This window comes from Serratia sp. 201 (genome assembly GCF_037027545.1).
GTDB classification, from domain to species: Bacteria; Pseudomonadota; Gammaproteobacteria; order Enterobacterales; family Enterobacteriaceae; genus Serratia; species Serratia bockelmannii.
Map to the genome: position 1 here is coordinate 1,390,412 of NZ_JAXCHC010000001.1, position 20,975 is coordinate 1,411,386.

Annotated in this window: 21 protein-coding genes and 1 other annotated feature; of the genes, 19 read left to right on the plus strand and 2 right to left on the minus strand. The window is 57.9% G+C overall.

Annotated elements, in window-relative coordinates:
* The first annotated feature begins 15 nt into the window (after positions 1-15).
* The 6 genes from WA302_RS07160 (at position 16) to WA302_RS07185 (ending at position 7,673) form a co-directional block, all read left to right on the plus strand.
* Positions 16-681 (plus strand): transglycosylase SLT domain-containing protein, encoded by a 666-nt coding sequence (locus WA302_RS07160; RefSeq protein ID WP_025302607.1) that lies wholly within the window; start codon positions 16-18, stop codon positions 679-681.
* Between the two features lie 307 nt (positions 682-988).
* The gene (locus WA302_RS07165) at positions 989-1,714 is read left to right on the plus strand and encodes a gluconate 2-dehydrogenase subunit 3 family protein (RefSeq protein WP_025302608.1); all 726 of its coding nucleotides are present in this window, start codon (positions 989-991) and stop codon (positions 1,712-1,714) included.
* A gap of 2 nt (positions 1,715-1,716) precedes the next feature.
* Positions 1,717-3,498, plus strand: a complete 1,782-nt coding sequence (locus WA302_RS07170; protein ID WP_025302609.1) for a GMC family oxidoreductase — start codon at positions 1,717-1,719, stop codon at positions 3,496-3,498.
* Positions 3,499-3,510: 12 nt separating this feature from the next.
* Positions 3,511-4,848 carry a c-type cytochrome gene (locus WA302_RS07175; protein WP_164067553.1) on the plus strand — a complete coding sequence of 446 codons (1,338 nt, stop codon included), beginning with the start codon at positions 3,511-3,513 and terminating at the stop codon, positions 4,846-4,848.
* Between the two features lie 257 nt (positions 4,849-5,105).
* On the plus strand, positions 5,106-6,389 hold the full coding sequence (locus WA302_RS07180) for a serine/threonine protein kinase (protein ID WP_043143391.1): 1,284 nt from the start codon (positions 5,106-5,108) through the stop codon (positions 6,387-6,389).
* Between the two features lie 150 nt (positions 6,390-6,539).
* Entirely contained in the window at positions 6,540-7,673 is a 1,134-nt protein-coding gene (locus WA302_RS07185) for an ABC transporter substrate-binding protein (protein ID WP_072627712.1), read from the plus strand.
* Between the two features lie 37 nt (positions 7,674-7,710).
* Here the strand turns inward: WA302_RS07185 and WA302_RS07190 are convergent, their stop codons facing one another.
* Positions 7,711-8,379, minus strand: coding sequence for a MarC family NAAT transporter (locus WA302_RS07190; RefSeq protein WP_336063343.1), 669 nt, complete (start codon positions 8,377-8,379; stop codon positions 7,711-7,713).
* Between the two features lie 107 nt (positions 8,380-8,486).
* Positions 8,487-8,714 (minus strand): hypothetical protein, encoded by a 228-nt coding sequence (locus WA302_RS07195; protein WP_025302614.1) that lies wholly within the window; start codon positions 8,712-8,714, stop codon positions 8,487-8,489.
* A gap of 255 nt (positions 8,715-8,969) precedes the next feature.
* Between WA302_RS07195 and WA302_RS07200 the strand changes: the two genes are divergently transcribed.
* The 13 genes from WA302_RS07200 to btuD all read left to right on the plus strand — a co-directional run bounded on the left by WA302_RS07200 (position 8,970) and on the right by btuD (position 20,614).
* Positions 8,970-9,593 (plus strand): hypothetical protein, encoded by a 624-nt coding sequence (locus WA302_RS07200; protein WP_261456317.1) that lies wholly within the window; start codon positions 8,970-8,972, stop codon positions 9,591-9,593.
* 218 nt (positions 9,594-9,811) lie between these two features.
* Complete coding sequence (gene thrS / locus WA302_RS07205) at positions 9,812-11,740, plus strand: threonine--tRNA ligase (protein ID WP_025159696.1); 1,929 nt, start codon at positions 9,812-9,814, stop codon at positions 11,738-11,740.
* A 3-nt stretch (positions 11,741-11,743) separates the two neighbouring features.
* Entirely contained in the window at positions 11,744-12,295 is a 552-nt protein-coding gene (gene infC / locus WA302_RS07210; RefSeq protein ID WP_048233542.1) for a translation initiation factor IF-3, read from the plus strand.
* 98 nt (positions 12,296-12,393) lie between these two features.
* Positions 12,394-12,591: a 50S ribosomal protein L35 gene (gene rpmI / locus WA302_RS07215; protein WP_004931418.1), complete on the plus strand. Its 198-nt coding sequence runs from the start codon at positions 12,394-12,396 to the stop codon at positions 12,589-12,591.
* A 43-nt stretch (positions 12,592-12,634) separates the two neighbouring features.
* Entirely contained in the window at positions 12,635-12,991 is a 357-nt protein-coding gene (rplT, locus tag WA302_RS07220; RefSeq protein ID WP_004931417.1) for a 50S ribosomal protein L20, read from the plus strand.
* Between the two features lie 113 nt (positions 12,992-13,104).
* Positions 13,105-13,227, plus strand: a sequence feature (Phe leader region).
* Positions 13,109-13,153, plus strand: coding sequence for a pheST operon leader peptide PheM (gene pheM / locus WA302_RS07225; RefSeq protein WP_121626058.1), 45 nt, complete (start codon positions 13,109-13,111; stop codon positions 13,151-13,153). (Overlaps the previous feature by 45 nt.)
* A gap of 187 nt (positions 13,228-13,414) precedes the next feature.
* Complete coding sequence (gene pheS / locus WA302_RS07230; protein WP_173888730.1) at positions 13,415-14,398, plus strand: phenylalanine--tRNA ligase subunit alpha; 984 nt, start codon at positions 13,415-13,417, stop codon at positions 14,396-14,398.
* A 14-nt stretch (positions 14,399-14,412) separates the two neighbouring features.
* The gene (gene pheT, locus WA302_RS07235; RefSeq protein ID WP_148123376.1) at positions 14,413-16,800 is read left to right on the plus strand and encodes a phenylalanine--tRNA ligase subunit beta; all 2,388 of its coding nucleotides are present in this window, start codon (positions 14,413-14,415) and stop codon (positions 16,798-16,800) included.
* 4 nt (positions 16,801-16,804) lie between these two features.
* Positions 16,805-17,101 (plus strand): integration host factor subunit alpha, encoded by a 297-nt coding sequence (gene ihfA, locus WA302_RS07240; protein WP_004931414.1) that lies wholly within the window; start codon positions 16,805-16,807, stop codon positions 17,099-17,101.
* 551 nt (positions 17,102-17,652) lie between these two features.
* Positions 17,653-18,069, plus strand: a complete 417-nt coding sequence (locus WA302_RS07245) for a DUF2502 domain-containing protein (protein WP_261456318.1) — start codon at positions 17,653-17,655, stop codon at positions 18,067-18,069.
* 179 nt (positions 18,070-18,248) lie between these two features.
* Complete coding sequence (gene btuC / locus WA302_RS07250) at positions 18,249-19,256, plus strand: vitamin B12 ABC transporter permease BtuC (protein ID WP_025302620.1); 1,008 nt, start codon at positions 18,249-18,251, stop codon at positions 19,254-19,256.
* 45 nt (positions 19,257-19,301) lie between these two features.
* Positions 19,302-19,853 (plus strand): glutathione peroxidase, encoded by a 552-nt coding sequence (locus tag WA302_RS07255; RefSeq protein WP_025302621.1) that lies wholly within the window; start codon positions 19,302-19,304, stop codon positions 19,851-19,853.
* Positions 19,854-19,858: 5 nt separating this feature from the next.
* A complete protein-coding gene (gene btuD, locus WA302_RS07260) occupies positions 19,859-20,614 on the plus strand; it encodes a vitamin B12 ABC transporter ATP-binding protein BtuD (RefSeq protein ID WP_261456319.1) in 756 nt (251 codons plus the stop codon).
* Positions 20,615-20,975 lie beyond the last annotated feature (361 nt).

Sequence of the window (20,975 nt, forward strand, 5' to 3'; positions counted from 1 at the left end):
GGAGTGAGGGATTCTGTGAAAACAAAAATAGGTTGCCTTACGGCAATTTTGCTTTTGTCGGGGTGCGCCAAAGACCCGCAAACGGCAAGCAATATTTCAGGCAGTGGCACAACGCGCGGCGGTTGGTTAAAACCCCCTCCGCAGGCACCGGTAAACCGCACAGGCACCCCGGTTGCTTATAACGATTACATTCGTCAGGCCGCCAGCAACTACGGCGTTGACGAAACGCTGATTAAAGCGATTATTCAGGTGGAGTCCGGGTTTAACCCGAACGTGGTCAGCACCTCGAACGCAGTGGGATTGATGCAGCTTAAGGCTTCTACCGCCGGCCGCGACGCCTATCGCATGAAAGGACGAAACGGGCAACCCAGCTCGCGTGAGCTGAAGGATCCGGCGGTCAATATTGATCTGGGAACGGCCTATATCAATATTCTTCAAAGCCAGCAGCTAGCCGGGATCAACAACCCTCAGACTCTGCGTTATGCCACCATCGTTTCGTACGTGAACGGGGCGGGTGCCATGTTACGCACCTTCTCCTCGGACAAGCGTGTGGCGGTGAATCGCATCAATCAGATGAGTCCGGACGAGTTTTATCAGCACATCCAGAAAAAGCACCCGGCACCGCAGGCGCCGCGCTATTTGTGGAAGGTGACCACCGCCTACCAGGCGATGTCGCAGTAACCCTCTCTTTTGTCGAATCGGCCGCTGAACGCGGCCGATTTTGTTTATGGCGCCGCTTAAGAGCACGACGCACCTCTCATTTTTCGTTATTTCCTCGCCGGTTATCAGAAAAACCGCACAAAAAGTTAAATTTACGTTAGCAGATAAATCTTTACGTTCATTCAATAAGTTACCGGTAACATTTTTGCATTTGCTCGCATTCTGACCTTCAATAAATAGACAAATAAGTAACAAATTATTTTAAAAACCCGTATCGACCGCAAGGTTGCGGTTAAATAGTTGTGACTATCTTTGGATGGAATGTGACATGTCGAATCATAAAACCAACAATTCGCGGCGCGATTTCTTGTTGAAATCGATGACCTTAATTCCTGCGGCGGTAATTGGTGGCAGTGGCGTTGGCGCGCTGACGGCACCGGCACCAGCGGTCGCGGCCCCGAACACTTCAACGCAGAACGATTACCAACCGACCTTTTTCACCCCGGAAGAGTGGGCCTTCATCAGGGCCGCCGTCGCGCGCCTGATCCCGGCCGACGAACGCGGCCCTGGCGCACTGGAAGCCGGCGTACCGGAGTTTATCGATCGCCAGATGAATACCCCATACGCCACCGGCTCCATCTGGTACATGCAGGGGCCATTCAACCCCGATGTGCCGAAGGAGATGGGTTATCAGCTGCCGCTGGTGCCCAAGCAAATCTACAACCTCGGCATCAGTGACGCCGACGCCTACAGCAAGAAAACCGCCGGCAAGCCCTTCGCCGAACTGGATGGCGCGCAGCAAGACGCCATGCTGCAAAAGTTCGAGTCCGGCGAGGCGGAGTTCCAGCAGCTGCCGTCGAAACTGTTCTTCTCCTATCTGTTGCAAAACACCCGCGAAGGTTTCTTCAGCGATCCTATCCATGGCGGCAACAAAGACATGGTGGGCTGGAAGCTGATTAATTTTCCGGGCGCGCGCGCCGATTTTATGGACTGGGTTGAGCGAGGGGAGCGTTATCCCTTCCCGCCCGTCTCGATTCGTGGGGAGAGGGGCTGATCATGGCAACGGTAATGAAAAAAGTAGATGCGGTGATCGTCGGTTTCGGCTGGGTGGGCGCGATCATGGCCAAAGAGCTGACCGAGGCCGGCCTCAACGTGGTGGCGTTGGAGCGTGGCCCGATGCGCGACACCTATCCGGACGGTTCTTATCCGCAGGTGATCGACGAGCTGACCTATAACATCCGCCGCAAACTGTTCCAGGATCTGTCGAAAAGCACCGTCACCATTCGCCACAACAGCAGCCAGACCGCGGTGCCTTACCGCCAGCTGGCGGCGTTCCTGCCGGGCACCGGCGTTGGCGGTGCCGGCCTGCACTGGTCGGGCGTGCATTTTCGCGTCGATCCGATCGAACTGCGCATGCGCAGCCACTATGAAGAGCGCTACGGCAAAAACTTCATTCCGAAGGACATGACCATCCAGGACTTCGGCGTGACCTACGACGAGCTGGAACCGTTCTTCGATAAAGCGGAGAAAGTGTTCGGCACCTCCGGCACCGCCTGGACCATCAAAGGGCAGAAAGTGGCGCAGAAGGGCGGCAACCGCTTTGCGGCGGATCGTTCCAGCGACTTCCCGCTGCCGGCGCAGAAAAATACCTACTCCGCCCAGCTGTTCGAGAAAGCGGCGCTGGAGGTGGGTTATCACCCTTACAACCTGCCGTCCGCCAACACCTCGGACTCTTACACCAACCCGTACGGCGCGCAGATGGGCCCGTGCAACTTCTGCGGTTTCTGCAGCGGCTACGCCTGCTACATGTATTCCAAAGCTTCGCCGAACGTCAACATTCTGCCGGCGCTGCGCATGGAAAAACGCTTCGAGCTGCGTACCAACGCCAACGTGCTGAAGGTCAACCTGACCGACGACAAGTCTCGCGCCACCGGCGTGAACTACGTCGATGCGCAGGGCCGCGAGATTGAACAGCCGGCCGATCTGGTGATCCTGGGCGCGTTCCAGTTCCACAACGTGCACCTGATGCTGCTGTCCGGCATCGGCAAGCCTTACGATCCGGTGACCGGCGAAGGCGTGGTCGGGCGCAACTTCGCCTACCAGAACATGACCACCATCAAGGCGTTCTTCGATAAAGACGTGTTCACCAACCCGTTCATCGGCGCCGGCGGCAACGGCGTGGGCGTGGACGACTTCAACGCCGATAACTTCGACCACGCTAAAGAAGGCTTCGTCGGCGGTTCGCCGTTCTGGGTCAACCAGGCGGGCACCAAGCCGATCTCCGGCCTGCCGACGCCTCCGGGCACCCCGGCCTGGGGCAGCAAATGGAAAGCGGCGGTGGCGGATGCCTACACCCACCACGTCTCGATGGACGCCCACGGCGCGCACCAGTCGTACCGCAACAACTATCTGGATCTTGATCCCAACTACAAGAACGTCTTTGGCCAGCCGCTGCTGCGCATGACGTTCGACTGGCAGGAAAACGACATCAAGATGGCGCAGTTCATGTACGACAAGATGGCGCCGATCGCTAAGGCGATGAACCCGAAACTGATCGCCGGCAGCCCGAAAAACGCCAACAGCCACTTCGACACCACCAGCTACCAGACCACCCACATGAACGGCGGCGCGGTAATGGGCGAGGATCCGAAGACCAGCGCGGTCAACCGCTATCTGCAGAGCTGGGACGTGCACAACGTGTTCTCGATCGGCGCATCGGCCTTCCCGCAGGGGCTGGGCTACAACCCGACCGGCACCGTGGCGGCATTGGCTTACTGGTCTGCCCGCGCCATTCGCGAGCAGTATCTGAAAAACCCAGGCCCATTGGTGCAGGCATAAGGACGGCGAACGATGAAAGCATTTGTACCGGCACTGGTTCTCAGTGCAGTGAGTTTTTCCGTTTGGGCGCAGGACGCCACCGTCAGCAGCGAGCTGATCAAGCGCGGTGAATACCTGGCGCGCGCCGGCGACTGCGTGGCTTGCCACACCGACGGCAAGAGCGGCAAAACCTTCGCCGGCGGTCTGGCGATGGAGACGCCGATCGGCACCATCTACTCGACCAACATTACGCCGGACAAGAAAACCGGCATCGGCGATTACAGCTTCGAGGATTTCGACAACGCGGTGCGTAAGGGCGTAGCCAAAAACGGCAGCACCCTGTACCCGGCGATGCCGTACCCGTCGTTCGCGCTGGTGAAAGAGGACGACATGCGCGCCATGTATGCCTATTTCATGCACGGCGTGCAGCCGGTGGAGCAGGCCAACAAGGACTCCGACATCCCGTGGCCGCTGTCGATGCGCTGGCCGCTGAGCATCTGGCGCGGCATGTTCGCGCCGTCGCCGGCGGATTTTGTCGCTGACGCCAAGGCCGATCCGGTGATTGAGCGCGGCCGCTACCTGGTGGAAGGCCTGGGCCACTGCGGCGCCTGCCATACCCCGCGCAGCATCACCATGCAGGAGAAAGCGTTGAGCAACAGCGAAAGCGACGACTACCTGTCCGGGAGCAACGCGCCGATCGATGGGTGGGTGGCTTCCAGCCTGCGCGGCGACCGCAAGGACGGCCTGGGCAGCTGGAGCGAAGCCGAGCTGACCGAGTTCCTGAAAACCGGCCGTAACGACAAAGCCATCGTGTTCGGCGGCATGAGCGACGTGGTGGAGCACAGCCTGCAATACCTGAGCGACGACGATCTGACCGCCATCGCGCGCTACCTGAAATCGCTGCCGCCGAAAGACGGCAAGCAGCAGGCGGCGCCGGTCGAAGACAGCGTGGCCAAGGATCTGTGGCGCGGGAATGACAGCAAGCCCGGCGCGGCCCTGTATGTTGATAACTGCGCGGCCTGCCACCGCACCGACGGCGTGGGCTACAAGCGCGCCTTCCCGTCGCTGAAGGGCAATCCGGTGGTGCAGACCGAGGACGCGACCTCGCTGATCCACATCGTGCTGACCGGCAACACCACGCCGGCGGTGCAGGGCGCGGTATCCAATATCACCATGCCGCCGTTTGGCTGGCGTCTGAACGATCAGCAGGTGGCGGACGTGGTGAACTTCATCCGTACCAGCTGGGGCAACAGCGCCAAACCGGTGAGCGCCTCCGACGTGGCCGACGTGCGTAAAGACCGCTCGATGATCCGCGACAAGAAGGAGATGGGCAGCGCCGAGGTGCCGGACCATCCGGACGCGAAGAAGTAAACCGCTTAAGGGCTCCGCAAGGAGCCCTTAGTTTTTCCTGCCCGTGCCGGTTTTTTCAGCATTTTCTGTTCGCAAATCATCCGTTCAGCCGATAAAACATAGACCCGCAGCGGATTTTTCATTATCCTTTGCCGTCCTTTCATCAGGCGTAAGTATGAAATATCGCTTTAATTCACTGATTACTATTAAAAAATTCGCGGAGAAGGATATCCCGTTAGGCGCAATCGTTGGCGCTGCAGATTAAGGTAGACTGTCTCATGAGTACGATTTCTCCCGATTCAGGCACGCTGACGGCCGCTCAGCCTGCCAAATGGAACAAAACCGACACCGTCTGGATGTTCGGTCTCTATGCCACCGCGGTGGGCGCCGGCACATTGTTCTTGCCGATCAACGCCGGTTTGAACGGCCCGCTGGTGCTGCTGTTGATGGCGCTGTTCGCTTTCCCGTTGACCTATTTGCCGCACCGCGCGCTCAGCCGCTTCGTGCTTTCTGGCTCCAGCCGCGACGGCAATATTCACGATGTGGTGGTGGAACACTTCGGCGTGCTGGCCGGAAAAATCATCATGATGCTGTATCTGATGGCGTTCTTCCCGATCGTGCTGGTGTACAGCATTTCGATCACCAACGCGCTGGACAGCTTCCTGATCCACCAGTTCCACGTGGCGCCGCTGCCGCGTATCTGGCTGAGTCTGGCGGTGGTCGTAGTGCTCAATCTGGTGCTGCTGCGTGGCAAAGACAGCATCGTGGCGGCGATGGGCATGCTGGTGTTCCCGCTGCTGGTGTTCCTGATGGGTATTTCGCTGTACCTGATGCCGAGCTGGAATACCGCCAACTTCGTGCACGGCCTGGCCACCACCCGCTTCGACACGCCGGGGCTGTGGCATTCACTGTGGCTGGCGGTGCCGGTGATGGTGTTTTCCTTCAGCCATGCGCCGATCATTTCCTCCTTCGCCTCGACCCAGAAGAGCCTGTATGGCGACAAGGCGGAGCGCCGCTGCGCGCGCATCATGCGCTACAGCTATGTGCTGATCTGCGTTACCGTGCTGTTTTTCGTGTTCAGCTGCGTGCTGAGCCTGTCCCATGAAGACATGCAGCAGGCGAAAGATCAGAACATCACGGTGCTGACCACGCTGGCCAACAAGTTTTCCAACCCGCTGATCGCCTATCTCGGCCCGGTGATGGCAATGCTGGCAATGGCTAAATCCTATCTCGGCACCTCGCTGGGGGTGACTGAAGGGGCGACCAGCCTGATCGATGGCGTCACGCGCGCGGTCGGCAAGCCGCTCAGCTCGCGCATGACGCACCGCATCTCGGCGGTGGCACTGTTCCTGCTCACCTGGGCGGCGACGGTGTGGAACCCCAGCGCGCTGCACATCATCGAAACCATCAGCGGCCCGCTGATTGCGGCGATCCTGTTCATCCTGCCGATGTACGCGGTGCGTGCGGTGCCGGCCATGCGCCAATATCGCGCGGCGAGCAACGTCTTCGTGCTGGTGATGGGCTTGATTGCGCTGTCGGCGCTGATCTACGGCCTGATGTGATCCCCTGGGCGCGCCGGCTCCGGCGCGCCTCTTATCCTTCCTTTACACATCCCTTTGCAATTAATCGCCGGCATGCTGGGCGTTATCTTTGATAATGCAAGCCATTCTCATTAGTATTTCCTGAATGTATTCATGACTAAGGAGTCTTTCGTGCACCGTCGAATCACTTTGCCGGCGCTGGTCTGCGCCGCCTTACTCGCCTCTCCGGCGATGGCCACTACCTATCCGTTGACCCTGACCGACACCTCCGGCCAGACGGTCACCCTCCCGCAGGAGCCGAAACGCATCGTGGTGCAGGACGGGCGCGACATTCTCACGCTGGCGCTGCTCGATCGCGCCAACCCGTTCGGCCGGCTGGTGGCCTGGAATAACCTGCTGAAGAAAAGCGACGCGGCGACCTGGGAAATCTTGCAGAGCAAATGGCCGGCGGCGAAAAACATCATCGACATGGGATTCAGCGATAAAGGCGAGGTGAATCTGGAGAGCGTGATCGCCAAGCGCCCCGATCTGATGATCGCCCAGCTGCGCTCCAAGCCTTCGCTGAGCCAAACCGGCGTGCTGGATAAGCTGAAGGCGCTGAACGTGCCGGTGCTGTTTATCGATACCATGCTCAAGCCGGTGGAAAACACGCCGAAAAGCGTGACGCTGTTGGGGGAAACCCTCAACCGTGAAAGCGAAGCCAAGCAATATACCGATTATTATCAGCAGCATTATCAGGCCATTCTGGCCAAAACGCAGGCGGTGGCACCCAAACCGTTGGTGTTCTTCGAAGCCAAGGCCGGCCTGAATGGCCTGGAATCTTGCTGCTTCACCCATGCGCACGTCGGCTGGGGGGCACTGGTCGAGGCGGTCGGCGCGCGCAACATCGGCTCTGCGCTGCTGCCGGGTGCGACCGGCGACGTGGCGCTGGAAAAAGTGATCGCTATGAAACCGGATGCGTATATCGTTTCCGGCTCGCAGTGGGCCAGCAAGACCAACGCCGCGGTGCCGTTCGGCTATGGCGTCACGCAGCAGCAGGTGGATGAGGCCTTCAACCGCATGAAGCAGCGCCCGGGGTTCTCGCAGGTGTCGGCGGTGAAGGAAGGGCGGTTCTACGGCATCTACCATAACTTCTACAACCACCCGTACAACATCGTCGGGCTGGAGTATCTGGCGAAGTTTATCTATCCGGCGCAGTTCCCGGATCTGGACCCGGCCAAGACCTACAGCGAGATCCTCAGTCGCTTTACCGAAGTGCCGGAAGGCAAGGGCATTTTGGGCGCGCAGGCGCCGGCGGGGAAATAACGGCAACGGGCGCGACGATCGCGCCCGTTTTGTATGATCAGGCGGTCGGCGTATAGGTGGAGATGATCTCCAGCACGCCGTTGATGATGAACTGTACCCCCATACACACCAGCAGGAACCCCATCAGGCGCGAGATCGCCTCGATGCCGCTTTTCCCCACCAACCGCATGATGGCACCGGAACTGAGCAGGCAGCCCCACAGGATCACCGCGACCGTCAGGAAAATGGCGACCGGCGCCACGGCCAACACCCAGGGTTCAAAGCCCAGCGAGTTCGCTTTGACGCTCGATGCCGAGCTGATGATCATCGCGATGGTGCCCGGCCCGGCGGTGCTCGGCATGGCCAGCGGCACGAAGGCGATGTTGGCCGACGTCTTGTGGCGCAGCTCGTGCGACTTGCTCTCCACCTCCGGCGCGTCTTCGGGGCTCTGCTGCGGGAACAGCATGCGAAAACCGATGAAGGCGACGATCAGGCCGGGGATCGAAATGCCGAAGGTGTTCATCACCACCTGCCCGGCGTAAAACGCCACCGTCATGATGCAGAACACATAAACCGAGGCCATCAGCGACTGCTGATTACGCTCTTCGCGCGTCATATTGCCGGACAACCCGAGCAGCAACGCCACCGTGGTCAGCGGGTTGGCCAGCGGCAACAGCAGCACCAAACCCAGTCCGATGGCCTGGAATAACTGCAAAATACCCGTCATAAAATAGACTCCCTGTGCAACGTTCAAGCCGCCAAACGGCGGCCCATGAGCTGAACAGCCTAGCCTGCCGTACGCCTGGCGGCAATGGGGATAGCTCGTAACGTTAATTAACCGTCGGCCCGGGCGTTCAGCGTCGCCGGCCGGCGAAATTCGTCGGCGGGAGCCTCATCGTCATCGCCGCACTCGCCGGCGAGCTCAGGTTCATCCTCACACCCCAGCGGCGCCTCGTTGACCGCAATCGCGCGCGGCACCGAACGCGCGCCAAAATGCACCAGCCCATATAACGTCGCCAATGCCGCGCACGCCACGATGAGGGCTGCGAGTAACCGGTTCATGTTTTGCATAAGTCTCGATTGGAACGGACAGCTTTCAGGATAGCGGCTGGCGGCAGAGAGCGCCACGCGAGGCGGCGGCATCACCGACAACGGCGACAAAATGGCCTGCGCTCAGAAAAAACGCGCAGTTTTTGTGTTTTATGGCCTTTTTCGGCGCAGTTGACCGGTAAAGACCGACGTTGCGCACCAATTGCTACACCCCACAGGCTCAGCTGCCTACCATAGGCGCGCTTTAAAACGATAACGAGATTGATTATGCAAGATGAACTGAAACTTTTACTGGGGAAAATCGGCGCATTCGCGCTTTCCGGCGCGTTTATGGCGGCCTTGGTCGGCCTGGTGTTTATCGATGTGCACTGGCTGCATAACTTCGTTCATGAAACCTCGCTGACCGAAGCGGCACAGGAACTGTTGCTGCTCGCCATCTCCGGCGGTTTTTTCGCCGCGGCCCGGCGACAGGCTGAACGGCGTTCCGCCTGGCTGCTGGTTGGCGGCTTCTTTCTCTGCATGCTGATCCGCGAGATGGACTTCGCGTTCGATGCGTTGTGGCATGGCGCCTGGGTGTGGTTCGCACTGGCGGTCGCCTTGGCCTGCCTGTGGCATGCGGCACGGCATATTGCGGCCACGGTGCGCGGTCTGGCCTATTTCGTGACGCATCCCGGCTACGGCATGATGTGCGCCGGCCTGCTGTGCATTCTGGTGTTTTCACGCCTGTTCGGCATGAGCGCGCTGTGGCAAACGCTGATGCTGGACGGCTACAACCGAGTGGTGAAAAACATGGTGGAAGAGGGGTGCGAACTGTTGGGCTACGGCCTGTGTCTGTTGGCTACCCTCAGCTATCTGAAAGGCGTTTTGGCATCGAATGAGGCGGAAGTGTGAGGGCGGCGGCACTTTATTTATCCGGAACAATTTTAGTGATACTATTCGCTTAGCCGAATGCGGCTGAGAAGGTATGCGTTCCATTCTGTATACCCAGTGAGGTTTCAATCTGGCAATTGTGGGCGAGATCTGAAACCTGGCTGACCAAACCCAAAATCCAATTTTCGTACTGCATGTGATCTGTCGTGTGGGTCACCACTGTAGATAAGGAATTATTAATGCCTGTTATTACCCTTCCTGACGGAAGTCAGCGTCATTTCGACCACCCCGTTTCCCCGATGGATGTCGCGCGCGATATCGGCCCTGGCCTGGCGAAAGCCTGTATCGCCGGCCGCGTCAACGGCGAGCTGGTTGACGCCGGCGATCTGATCGAATCGGATGCGCAGCTGGCCATCATCACCATCAAAGATGAAGACGGTCTGGAAATCATGCGCCACTCCTGCGCGCACCTGCTGGGTCATGCGATCAAGCAGCTGTGGCCGGATACCAAAATGGCGATCGGTCCGGTGATCGACAACGGTTTTTATTATGACGTGGACATCGACCGCACCCTGACGCAGGAAGACCTGGATCTGCTGGAAAAGCGGATGCACGAGTTGGCCGATAAGGATTACGACGTCATCAAGAAGAAGGTCAGCTGGCAAGAAGCCCGTGACACCTTCGCTGAGCGCGGCGAAATCTATAAAGTGGCGATCCTGGATGAGAACATCAGCCATGACGATCGTCCGGGCCTGTATCACCACGAAGAATACGTCGACATGTGCCGCGGTCCGCACGTGCCGAACATGCGTTTCTGCCACCATTTCAAACTGCAGAAAACCTCCGGCGCTTACTGGCGTGGCGACAGCAAAAACAAAATGCTGCAGCGTATCTACGGTACCGCCTGGGCAGACAAGAAGCAGCTGAACGCCTACCTGCAGCGTCTGGAAGAAGCGGCCAAGCGCGATCACCGCAAGATCGGCAAACAGCTCGACCTGTATCACATGCAGGAAGAAGCGCCGGGTATGGTGTTCTGGCACAACGACGGTTGGACTATCTTCCGCGAGCTGGAAGCCTTCGTGCGCATGAAGCTCAAAGAGTATCAGTACCAGGAAGTGAAAGGTCCGTTCATGATGGACCGCGTGCTGTGGGAAAAAACCGGCCACTGGGAAAACTACAAAGACGCCATGTTCACCACCGCGTCGGAAAACCGCGAATACTGCATCAAGCCGATGAACTGCCCGGGGCACGTGCAGATCTTCAACCAGGGCCTGAAGTCGTACCGTGATTTGCCGCTGCGCATGGGGGAATTCGGCAGCTGCCACCGCAACGAGCCTTCGGGTTCCCTGCACGGCCTGATGCGCGTGCGCGGCTTCACGCAGGATGACGCCCACATCTTCTGTACCGAAGAGCAGGTGCGCGCCGAAGTGAACGAATGTATCCGCATGGTGTATGACGTGTACGGCACTTTCGGCTTCGACAAGATCGCCGTCAAGCTGTCCACGCGTCCGGAAAAACGCATCGGCACCGACGACATGTGGACCCGTGCGGAAGAAGACCTGGCCGCCGCGCTGACCGAGAACGGCATTCCGTTTGAATATCAGCCGGGTGAGGGCGCCTTCTACGGACCGAAAATTGAATTTACCCTGCATGATTGTTTGGATCGCGCATGGCAATGTGGTACCGTGCAGCTCGATTTCTTCTTGCCGGGCCGTTTGGGCGCATCGTACGTTGGCGAAAACAACGATCGCGTCGTGCCGGTAATGATTCACCGCGCCATTTTGGGCTCCATGGAACGCTTCATCGGTATCCTTACCGAAGAATACGCCGGGTTCTACCCGACCTGGATCGCTCCGGTGCAGGTGGTGGTGATGAATATCACCGATAGCCAGTCTGATTACGTCCAGCAATTGACCAAAAAACTGCAGGATGCAGGTATTCGCGTGAAAGCGGACTTGAGAAATGAGAAGATTGGCTTTAAAATTCGCGAACATACTTTACGTCGAGTCCCTTACATGTTGGTGTGCGGTGACAAAGAGGTCGAAGCAGGCAAAGTTGCCGTTCGTACCCGCCGTGGCAAAGACTTGGGAAGCCTGGACGTAAACGAAGTCGTAGACAAGCTGCTGAAAGAGATTCGCAGCCGTAGTCTTCATCAACTGGAGGAATAAAGTATTAAAGGCGGAAAACGAGTTCAACCGGCGCGTCCTAATCGCATTAACAGAGAAATTCGCGCGCAAGAAGTTCGCCTAACCGGCGTCGATGGCGAGCAGATTGGTATTGTCAGTCTGAATGAAGCTCTTGAAAAAGCTGAGGAAGCGGGCGTTGATTTAGTAGAAATCAGCCCAAATGCCGAACCGCCAGTTTGCCGAATCATGGATTACGGCAAATTCCTCTACGAGAAGAGCAAGTCGACGAAAGAACAGAAGAAGAAGCAAAAAGTTATCCAGGTTAAGGAAATCAAATTCCGTCCTGGCACCGATGATGGCGACTATCAGGTCAAACTACGCAACCTGATTCGCTTTCTGGAAGATGGCGATAAAGCCAAAATCACCCTGCGTTTCCGTGGGCGTGAGATGGCGCACCAGCAGATCGGTATGGAAGTGCTTAACCGCGTCCGTAAAGACCTGTGTGAAGATATGGATCTGGCAGTGGTCGAATCCTTCCCTACGAAGATCGAAGGCCGCCAGATGATTATGGTGCTCGCTCCTAAGAAGAAACAGTAAGGCTTACAAGTAATGGAACCCGCGCGGCGCTTGCGCTGTGTGGGTTTTATTCGCCCAACTGATTCGTTGTTTAACAATGCGAAGTGGATTTAATTAAAATGCCAAAGATTAAAACTGTACGTGGTGCAGCCAAGCGCTTCAAAAAAACCGGCAGCGGTGGTTTTAAGCGTAAACATGCCAACCTGCGTCATATTCTGACCAAAAAAGCAACCAAGCGTAAACGTCACCTGCGTCCGAAAGGCATGGTGTCTAAAAACGATCTGGTCCTGGTTACCGCGTGCCTGCCGTACGCATAAGCCATTTTTTTTGAATTTAGAATAAGACTTTAGGAGAGAGCATATGGCTCGCGTAAAACGTGGTGTAATTGCACGCGCACGTCACAAGAAAATTATGAAGCAGGCGAAAGGTTACTACGGTGCCCGTTCGCGCGTATATCGTGTTGCCTTCCAGGCAGTAATCAAAGCAGGCCAGTATGCTTACCGTGACCGTCGTCAACGTAAGCGTCAGTTCCGTCAGCTGTGGATTGCACGTATCAACGCAGCTGCTCGTCAGAACGGTCTGTCTTACAGCAAGTTCATCAACGGCTTGAAAAAAGCGTCGATCGAAATTGACCGTAAGATCCTGGCTGACATCGCAGTCTTCGACAAAGTGGCCTTCGGCGCACTGGTTGAGAAAGCGAAAGCAGCTCTGGCGTAAGTCAGTAGAAGAGGGAGCTTGCTCCCTCTTTTAATCTTTGTTTTCAGCGACAAATATTGACTTTTATTGGCCGCCGCTATATCACTGGTGGACAATCATCGACAAGGTACCGCAATCATGCACGCAGCTATTTTTCGTTTCTTTTTTTACTTTAGCGCCTGACTTCAGGAGGCTTTGCGCGTAAGAAAAGAAACGAAAAGTAGCGCCTAAGCCTCCCTCGTGGAGGCTTTTTTGTTTTTGGCCATCGTCTCGCCTTGCAAAGCGTTGCGGTGAGAACGGCGGGTACTCAGCCGGCCCTGCGCCGCGCAGGAGAGCCGTCCGACCGGCAACGCATTGAAAAGTCTTTGGAGATTGCTCAAAGGCGTGTTCGAATAATAGATAACAATTACTTAGGGCCATCCCGGCCAGAGGAAGAGGAAAGCAATGCCACATCTCGCAGAGCTGGTTGCCAGTGCCAAGGCAGCCGTAGAAGATGCCCAGGATGTTGCCGCGTTAGATTTGGTACGCGTCGAATATTTTGGCAAGAAAGGTCATTTCACCTTGCAGATGCAGTCTCTGCGCGACGTACCGGCGGAAGAGCGCCCGGCGGCCGGCGCGGTGATCAACCAGGCCAAGCAAGAGGTGCAAGACGCCCTGAACGCACGTAAGAACGCGCTGGAAAGCGCCGCGCTGAACGCGCGCCTGGCGGCTGAAACCATCGACGTGTCTCTGCCGGGCCGTCGCATGGAAAACGGCGGCCTGCACCCGGTGACCCGCACCATCGACCGTATCGAAACCTTCTTCGGCGAGCTGGGCTTCTCCGTCGCTACCGGCCCGGAGATTGAAGACGATTACCATAACTTCGACGCGCTGAATATTCCAGGGCATCACCCGGCGCGCGCCGACCACGATACCTTCTGGTTCGACGCCACGCGCCTGCTGCGCACTCAGACCTCCGGCGTGCAGATCCGCACCATGAAGAACCAGCAGCCGCCGATCCGCATCATTGCGCCGGGCCGCGTTTATCGTAATGACTACGATCAGACCCACACCCCGATGTTCCACCAGATGGAAGGGCTGATCGTCGATAAAGACATCAGCTTCACCAACTTGAAGGGCACGCTGCACGATTTCCTGAATAACTTCTTTGAAGAAGACCTGCAGGTTCGTTTCCGTCCGTCCTACTTCCCGTTCACCGAACCGTCCGCTGAAGTGGACGTGATGGGTAAGAACGGCAAATGGCTGGAAGTGCTGGGCTGCGGCATGGTGCATCCGAATGTGCTGCGCAACGTGGGCATCGATCCGGAAGTTTACTCCGGCTTCGCCTTCGGTATGGGCATGGAGCGCCTGACGATGCTGCGTTACGGCGTCACCGACCTGCGCGCATTCTTCGAAAACGATCTGCGTTTCCTCAAACAGTTTAAGTAAGGCGGGAATATCACATGAAATTCAGTGAACTCTGGTTGCGCGAGTGGGTAAACCCGGCCATCAGCAGCGAAGCATTATCCGATCAAATCACCATGGCCGGTTTGGAAGTGGACGGCGTGGATCCGGTTGCCGGCGCGTTTAACGGCGTCGTGGTGGGTGAAGTGGTCGAGTGCGGTCAGCACCCGAACGCCGATAAACTGCGCGTCACTAAAGTTAACGTGGGCGGCGATCGCTTGCTCGACATCGTCTGCGGTGCGCCGAACTGCCGCACCGGCCTGAAAGTGGCGGTCGCCACCGTGGGCGCGGTGCTGCCGGGCGACTTCAAAATCAAGGCCGCCAAGCTGCGCGGCGAGCCTTCGGAAGGCATGCTGTGCTCATTCTCCGAGCTGGGCATTTCCGACGATCATGACGGCATCATTGAGCTGCCGCTGGATGCGCCGATCGGCACCGACATCCGCGACTATCTGAAACTGAACGACAGCACCATCGAGATCAGCGTCACGCCGAACCGCGCCGACTGCCTGGGCATCATCGGCGTTGCGCGTGACGTGGGCGTACTGAACCAGGTTGCGCTGACCGAGCCGGATATGAGCCCGGTGGCTGCCACTATCGACGCCACGCTGCCGATCCGCGTTGACGCGCCGCAGGCGTGCCCGCGTTATCTGGGCCGCGTGGTGAAAGGCATCGACGTCAAGGCGCCAAGCCCGCTGTGGATGCGTGAAAAACTGCGTCGTTGCGGTATCCGTTCTATCGATGCCGTCGTCGACGTCACCAACTATGTGCTGTTGGAACTTGGCCAGCCGATGCACGCCTTCGATCTGAGCCGCATCGACGGCGGCATCGTGGTGCGCATGGCGGAAGAAGGGGAAACCTTGACGCTGCTGGACGGTAACGAAGCCAAACTGAACGCCGACACCTTAGTGATCGCCGATCATCAAAAAGCGTTGGCGATGGGCGGCATCTTCGGCGGCGAGCATTCCGGCGTCAACGGGGAAACCCAGGACGTGCTGCTGGAGTGCGCTTTCTTCAGCCCGCTGTCGATCACCGGCCGTGCACGCCGTCACGGCCTGCACACCGATGCTTCTCATCGCTATGAGCGCGGCGTCGATCCGGCGCTGCAGTACAAAGCGATGGAGCGCGCCACGCGCCTGCTGCTCGACATCTGCGGCGGCCAGGCCGGTCCGATTATTGACGTGACCGATGAAAACGAATTGCCGAAACGCGCCACCATCACGCTGCGCCGCGAGAAGCTGGATCGCCTGATCGGCCACGTGGTGCCGAGCGAGCAGGTCAGCGACATTCTGCGCCGCCTGGGTTGCCAGGTGACCGAACAGGGCGACAACTGGCAGGCAGTGGCGCCGAGCTGGCGTTTCGATATGGAGATCGAAGAGGACCTGGTGGAAGAAGTGGCGCGCGTTTACGGCTACGACAATATCCCGGATGTGCCGGTGCGCGCCGATCTGGTGATGACTCAGCATCGCGAAGCCGATCTGACGCTCAAGCGCGTGAAGACCATGCTGGTCGATCACGGTTATCAGGAAGCGATCACCTATAGCTTCGTCGATCCGAAAGTGCAGGCGTTGCTGCATCCGAATGAAGAAGCGCTGATCCTGCCGAGCCCGATTTCGGTCGAAATGTCGGCCATGCGTCTGTCGCTGTGGACCGGCCTGCTGTCCGCGGTAGTGTACAACCAGAACCGCCAGCAGACGCGTCTGCGCCTGTTCGAAAGCGGCCTGCGCTTTGTGCCTGATAGTGCGGCAAATCTGGGTATCCGTCAGGACGTCATGCTGGCAGGCGTGATCGCCGGCCATACGCACGATGAACATTGGGATCTGGCGCGCAAGCCCGTCGACTTCTATGATTTAAAAGGGGATCTGGAGTCTGTCCTCGAGCTGACCGGTAAATTATCCGAAATTCAGTTCCGGGCGGAAGCCAATCCGGCCCTTCATCCAGGGCAAAGTGCGGCGATTTATTTGCACGGCGAACGCGTTGGTTTCATCGGTGTGGTTCACCCGGAACTTGAACGTAAACTGGATCTTAACGGCCGCACCGTGGTGTTTGAACTGGAGTGGAACAAGCTTGCGAGCCGCGCCGTGCCTCAGGCGCGGGAGATTTCGCGCTTCCCGGCAAACCGCCGTGATATCGCTGTTGTGGTGGCTGAAAACGTCCCCGCAGAAGATATTTTGGCCGAGTGTAAGAAAGTTGGCGCAAATCAGGTAGTTGGCGTAAACTTGTTTGACGTGTACCGTGGCAAGGGCGTGGCAGAAGGTGACAAGAGCCTGGCTATCAGTCTGGTATTGCAGGATACCGCTCGTACACTGGAAGAAGAGGAGATAGCCGCTACCGTTGCAAAATGCGTAGAGGCTCTAAAACAGCGATTCCAAGCATCCTTGAGGGATTGAACCTATGGCGCTTACTAAAGCTGAAATGTCAGAACACCTGTTTGAGAAGCTTGGGCTTAGCAAACGGGACGCCAAAGACCTGGTGGAACTGTTCTTTGAAGAGGTCCGTCGGGCCCTTGAGAATGGCGAACAGGTAAAACTGTCGGGTTTTGGCAACTTTGATCTGCGTGACAAGAACCAACGTCCGGGGCGTAACCCGAAGACCGGCGAAGACATTCCGATTACGGCGCGCCGCGTGGTGACCTTCCGTCCGGGGCAGAAGCTGAAAAGCCGGGTAGAAAACGCCAGCCCGAAAGGGTGAGTGACGTGACATCAAAAAAGGCCGCTTGCGCGGCCTTTTTCTTTTCTGGGACAAATTCAGTTTATTCCTAATTCTCAAGGCGACTATTAAATTTGTTCGTTAAGTCGGTATGGGGGATTAATTTAACCTCAGTTGCGGAATATTCTTATATCTTATTATTGTTGATGAGTGAATCTATTTTCTCTCCTCAGTAACGTCCGTAATAATGGCCAGGGCCATCGCCGCGGTGGCCGCCGCCCCAGTGAGGGCCCCAGCAGCAGGCGCTGAGGCTTGAGGCCAAGGCTACAACGGCTAACAACCTACCTATACGTTTAATCATTTTATTGTCCTCCGATGGGAATCCGGTTAATTATAATTGTCGCGTCGCTTAAGCGATGTCAGCAATTCGTTAAGCCTTGTCAGTGGCTATGATAATTAAAGGCGGCGGCAAACAGTGTAGGGATTGTGTAAGGCCGTCGAAAACGATCTGAAAATAGGCATCGATGAGATAGTCGTTAAATAAATGCGCTGATATAACCACTGCAGCAAGAAAAATAGAGTGAGAAGGTAAAATGAAAAAAATCCTGTTGCTGGTGTGTATCCCGCTGTTGCTGCCGCTGGCGGCGCAGGCCGATGTGTCCGTCGATATCAACGTGCCGGGCGTTTCTCTGCACCTGGGGGATCAGGACCGCCGCGGCTACTACTGGGATGGCTACGACTGGCGCCCACCGCAGTGGTGGCATGCGCACCAGGGCCGAGGTCTGGGGGAGCGCAATGCGCGCGGTCTGTACTGGGACGGCGGACGCTGGCAACCTTCGCCGCCGCGTGGCTATGAACATCGCCAGCCGGCACGCAGCGGCAATCCGTTCCACGGCGATCGCGATAATCGCGAGCACGACCGCCGTCATGACGATCGTGGTGACCATGACCGCCGTGATGACGCCCGCGGTCAGCCTTATCCACCGGGCAACGCCGGCCCGCATCGTTAATCCCTGAGTTTATCGGCGGCTGGTTTTGCCATCATCGTTGCGATGACGGGCAGGACCAGCCGCTGCTTTCCTGCGCCATCGCCTACGCAAGGCTTCCCCTTGCGGCGTTAACCCCCTAATATTCGACTCAGACGTCAATTATCCGGCCACGACAGCGGCCGGCAGGGAATCGCCGCGCCATGCCAACCAGCCGTACCTTCACCTTACTGTTGCAACATCAACGTTACTGCGATAAACGCCAGGTCAGTCTGTTGGCGCTGGGCGTGGCGGTGGCTTTACTGTTCAGCCTTTGCGCCGGCGACCAATGGATATGGCCGTCAGAATGGTTCAGCGAACGGGCGCAACTGTTCGTTTGGCAACTGCGCTTGCCGCGCGCGCTGGCGGTGATGCTGGTCGGCGCTGCCCTGGCGGTGGCGGGCGCGGTGATGCAGGCGCTGTTTGAAAACCCGCTGGCGGAGCCCGGTCTGCTGGGCGTCGCTAACGGCGCCGGTGTCGCGCTGGTGCTGACGGTGTTGTTGGGGCACGGTTTGTTGCCGGTGGCGCTGATGAGCGCCGCCGCGATAGTCGGTGCGCTGGCGATGACTTTCTTGCTGTTGGGCTTTGCTCGCCGGCGACGCTTGACCAATGCGCGGTTGTTGCTGGTCGGCGTGGCGCTGGGCATCGTGTGTAGCGCGCTGATGACCTGGGCCGTTTATTTCAGTACCAGTCTCGATCTGCGGCAGCTGATGTACTGGATGATGGGCGGCTTCGGCGGCGTAGACTGGCGCCAAAAGTGGCTGGTGCTGGCGCTGCTGCCGGTGTTGCTGTGGCTGTGTGGCCAGGGGCGGGTGCTCAATCTGATGGCGCTGGGCGAGGTGCAGGCGCGACAGCTCGGGCTGTCGCTGCATCTGTGGCGCAATCTGCTGGTGCTGGCGATCGGCTGGCTGGTCGGTGTCAGCGTAGCGCTGGCCGGGGTGATCGGCTTCGTCGGCCTGGTGATCCCGCATATTTTGCGGCTCACGGGCCTGACTGACCAGCGCTATCTGTTGCCGGCCTGCGCGCTGGCGGGGGCCGGCGTGTTGCTGGTGGCCGATGTGGTGGCCCGCGTTGCGCTGCTGGCGGCCGAGCTGCCGATCGGCGTGGTGACCGCCACGCTGGGGGCGCCGCTATTTATCTGGTTACTGACCCGGACAAAGGGCGTAAGGTAGTTTTCTTTATTCACCTGCCATTAAAAAACCAAAGGATGACAACCGATGAGTAAGCCAATCTACAATCTGCCGTTACAGACCATCGAAAATCAGGCCACCACGCTGGGGAGCTATCAGGACAAGGTGCTGCTGGTGGTCAACGTAGCCTCGGAGTGCGGCCTGACCAAGCAGTACGAAGGGCTGGAAGCGCTGTACGAAACCTATCGCGATCGGGGGCTGGAAGTTCTGGGGTTCCCGTCCAATGAATTTCTGGGTCAGGAGCCGGGCAGCAACGAAGAGATCCTGGCGTTTTGCCGCGGAACCTTCGGCGTGCAATTCCCGATGTTCGCCAAGATTGAGGTGAACGGCGAAGGCCGTCATCCGCTGTATCAGGCGTTGATTGCCGCCCAGCCGGAAGCTGTCGCCCCGGAAGGCAGCGAGTTCCTGGCGCGGATGACCAGCAAAGGGCGTGCGCCGAAGCACACCGGCGATATTCTGTGGAACTTCGAGAAATTCCTTATCGCACGCGACGGCACGGTGATCCAGCGCTTCTCGCCTGACACCACGCCAGAGGATCCGGCGCTGGTGGCGGCGGTGAAACAAGCGCTGGCGGGATAATACGGATGCTGCAACTCGTTGAGGTTGGGGTGGCGGGGCGCCTGGCGCCTTTTACGGCACAGATTGACGGCGGATTGCAGGTTCACCTGATCGGCCCAAATGGCGCAGGGAAGAGCACCTTGCTGGCCCGGGCGGCGGGCATGCTGCCGGGGCAGGGCGAAGTCTGCCTGGACGGACGCGCGCTGTCCGATTATTCGGGCGACGAGCTGGCGCACCGACGCGGTTATCTCAGCCAGCAACAGCCGCCGGTGTCGCTCATGCCGGTGTTTCAGTATTTGGCGTTGCACCGGCCTGCCGGCGCGGCGCAAACCGAGGTGGAGCAAGCCATCCTCTATCTGTGCCAGCGGTTGAAGCTGGTGGATAAACTGTCACGCATGCTGACGCAGCTTTCCGGCGGAGAATGGCAACGGGTGCGACTGGCGGCGGTATTGCTGCAGGTGTGGCCCAGCGTCAACCCGCACAGCCGGCTGTTGTTGCTGGATGAGCCGACCAACAGTCTGGACGTGGCGCAGAAAGTCGCGTTGGATCGCCTGCTGCGTGAGTTCTGCCAAAGCGGGCGCAGCGCGCTGGTGTGCGCGCACGATTTGAATCATACCTTACAGCAGGCCGATCGGGTTTGGTTGTTGCACGCTGGGCAGTTGGTCGCGCAGGGCATCACCCGTGAGGTGATGGTGCCCGCACTGTTGTCGCAGATCTATGAAGTGGATTTCCACCTGCAATGGGTGGGGAACCAGCGTTGGATCATGACCCGCACGGCTTAATTCGCCCCGGCGGCATAAATGTAAACGAAAACTAAACGTAGTGAATATAAATAGCCGGGTAATCATCGGCTATTATTGTGCTGCCTCTCATTTTCTCGTGGATTTTCTTGAAAAACGTCGATGACGTGCTACGCTTGATTCGGCAAAAATAAAATAAGTAAATAATTATTAATAAATATAAGAAATTGATTTTAATAATAAATTTAAATTAATGATGACGGCACCTTCCTATCAGTTCTCCCACTGATGACGAGTCTCGTCTTAAGGTTTAGTTAAGCTTGCGGCCTTACATTGTCAGTTAATCCACGGAAACGATTCTTCTCTGGCGTTTAATATTCGTTAAACGAAAGGGATTTACAGT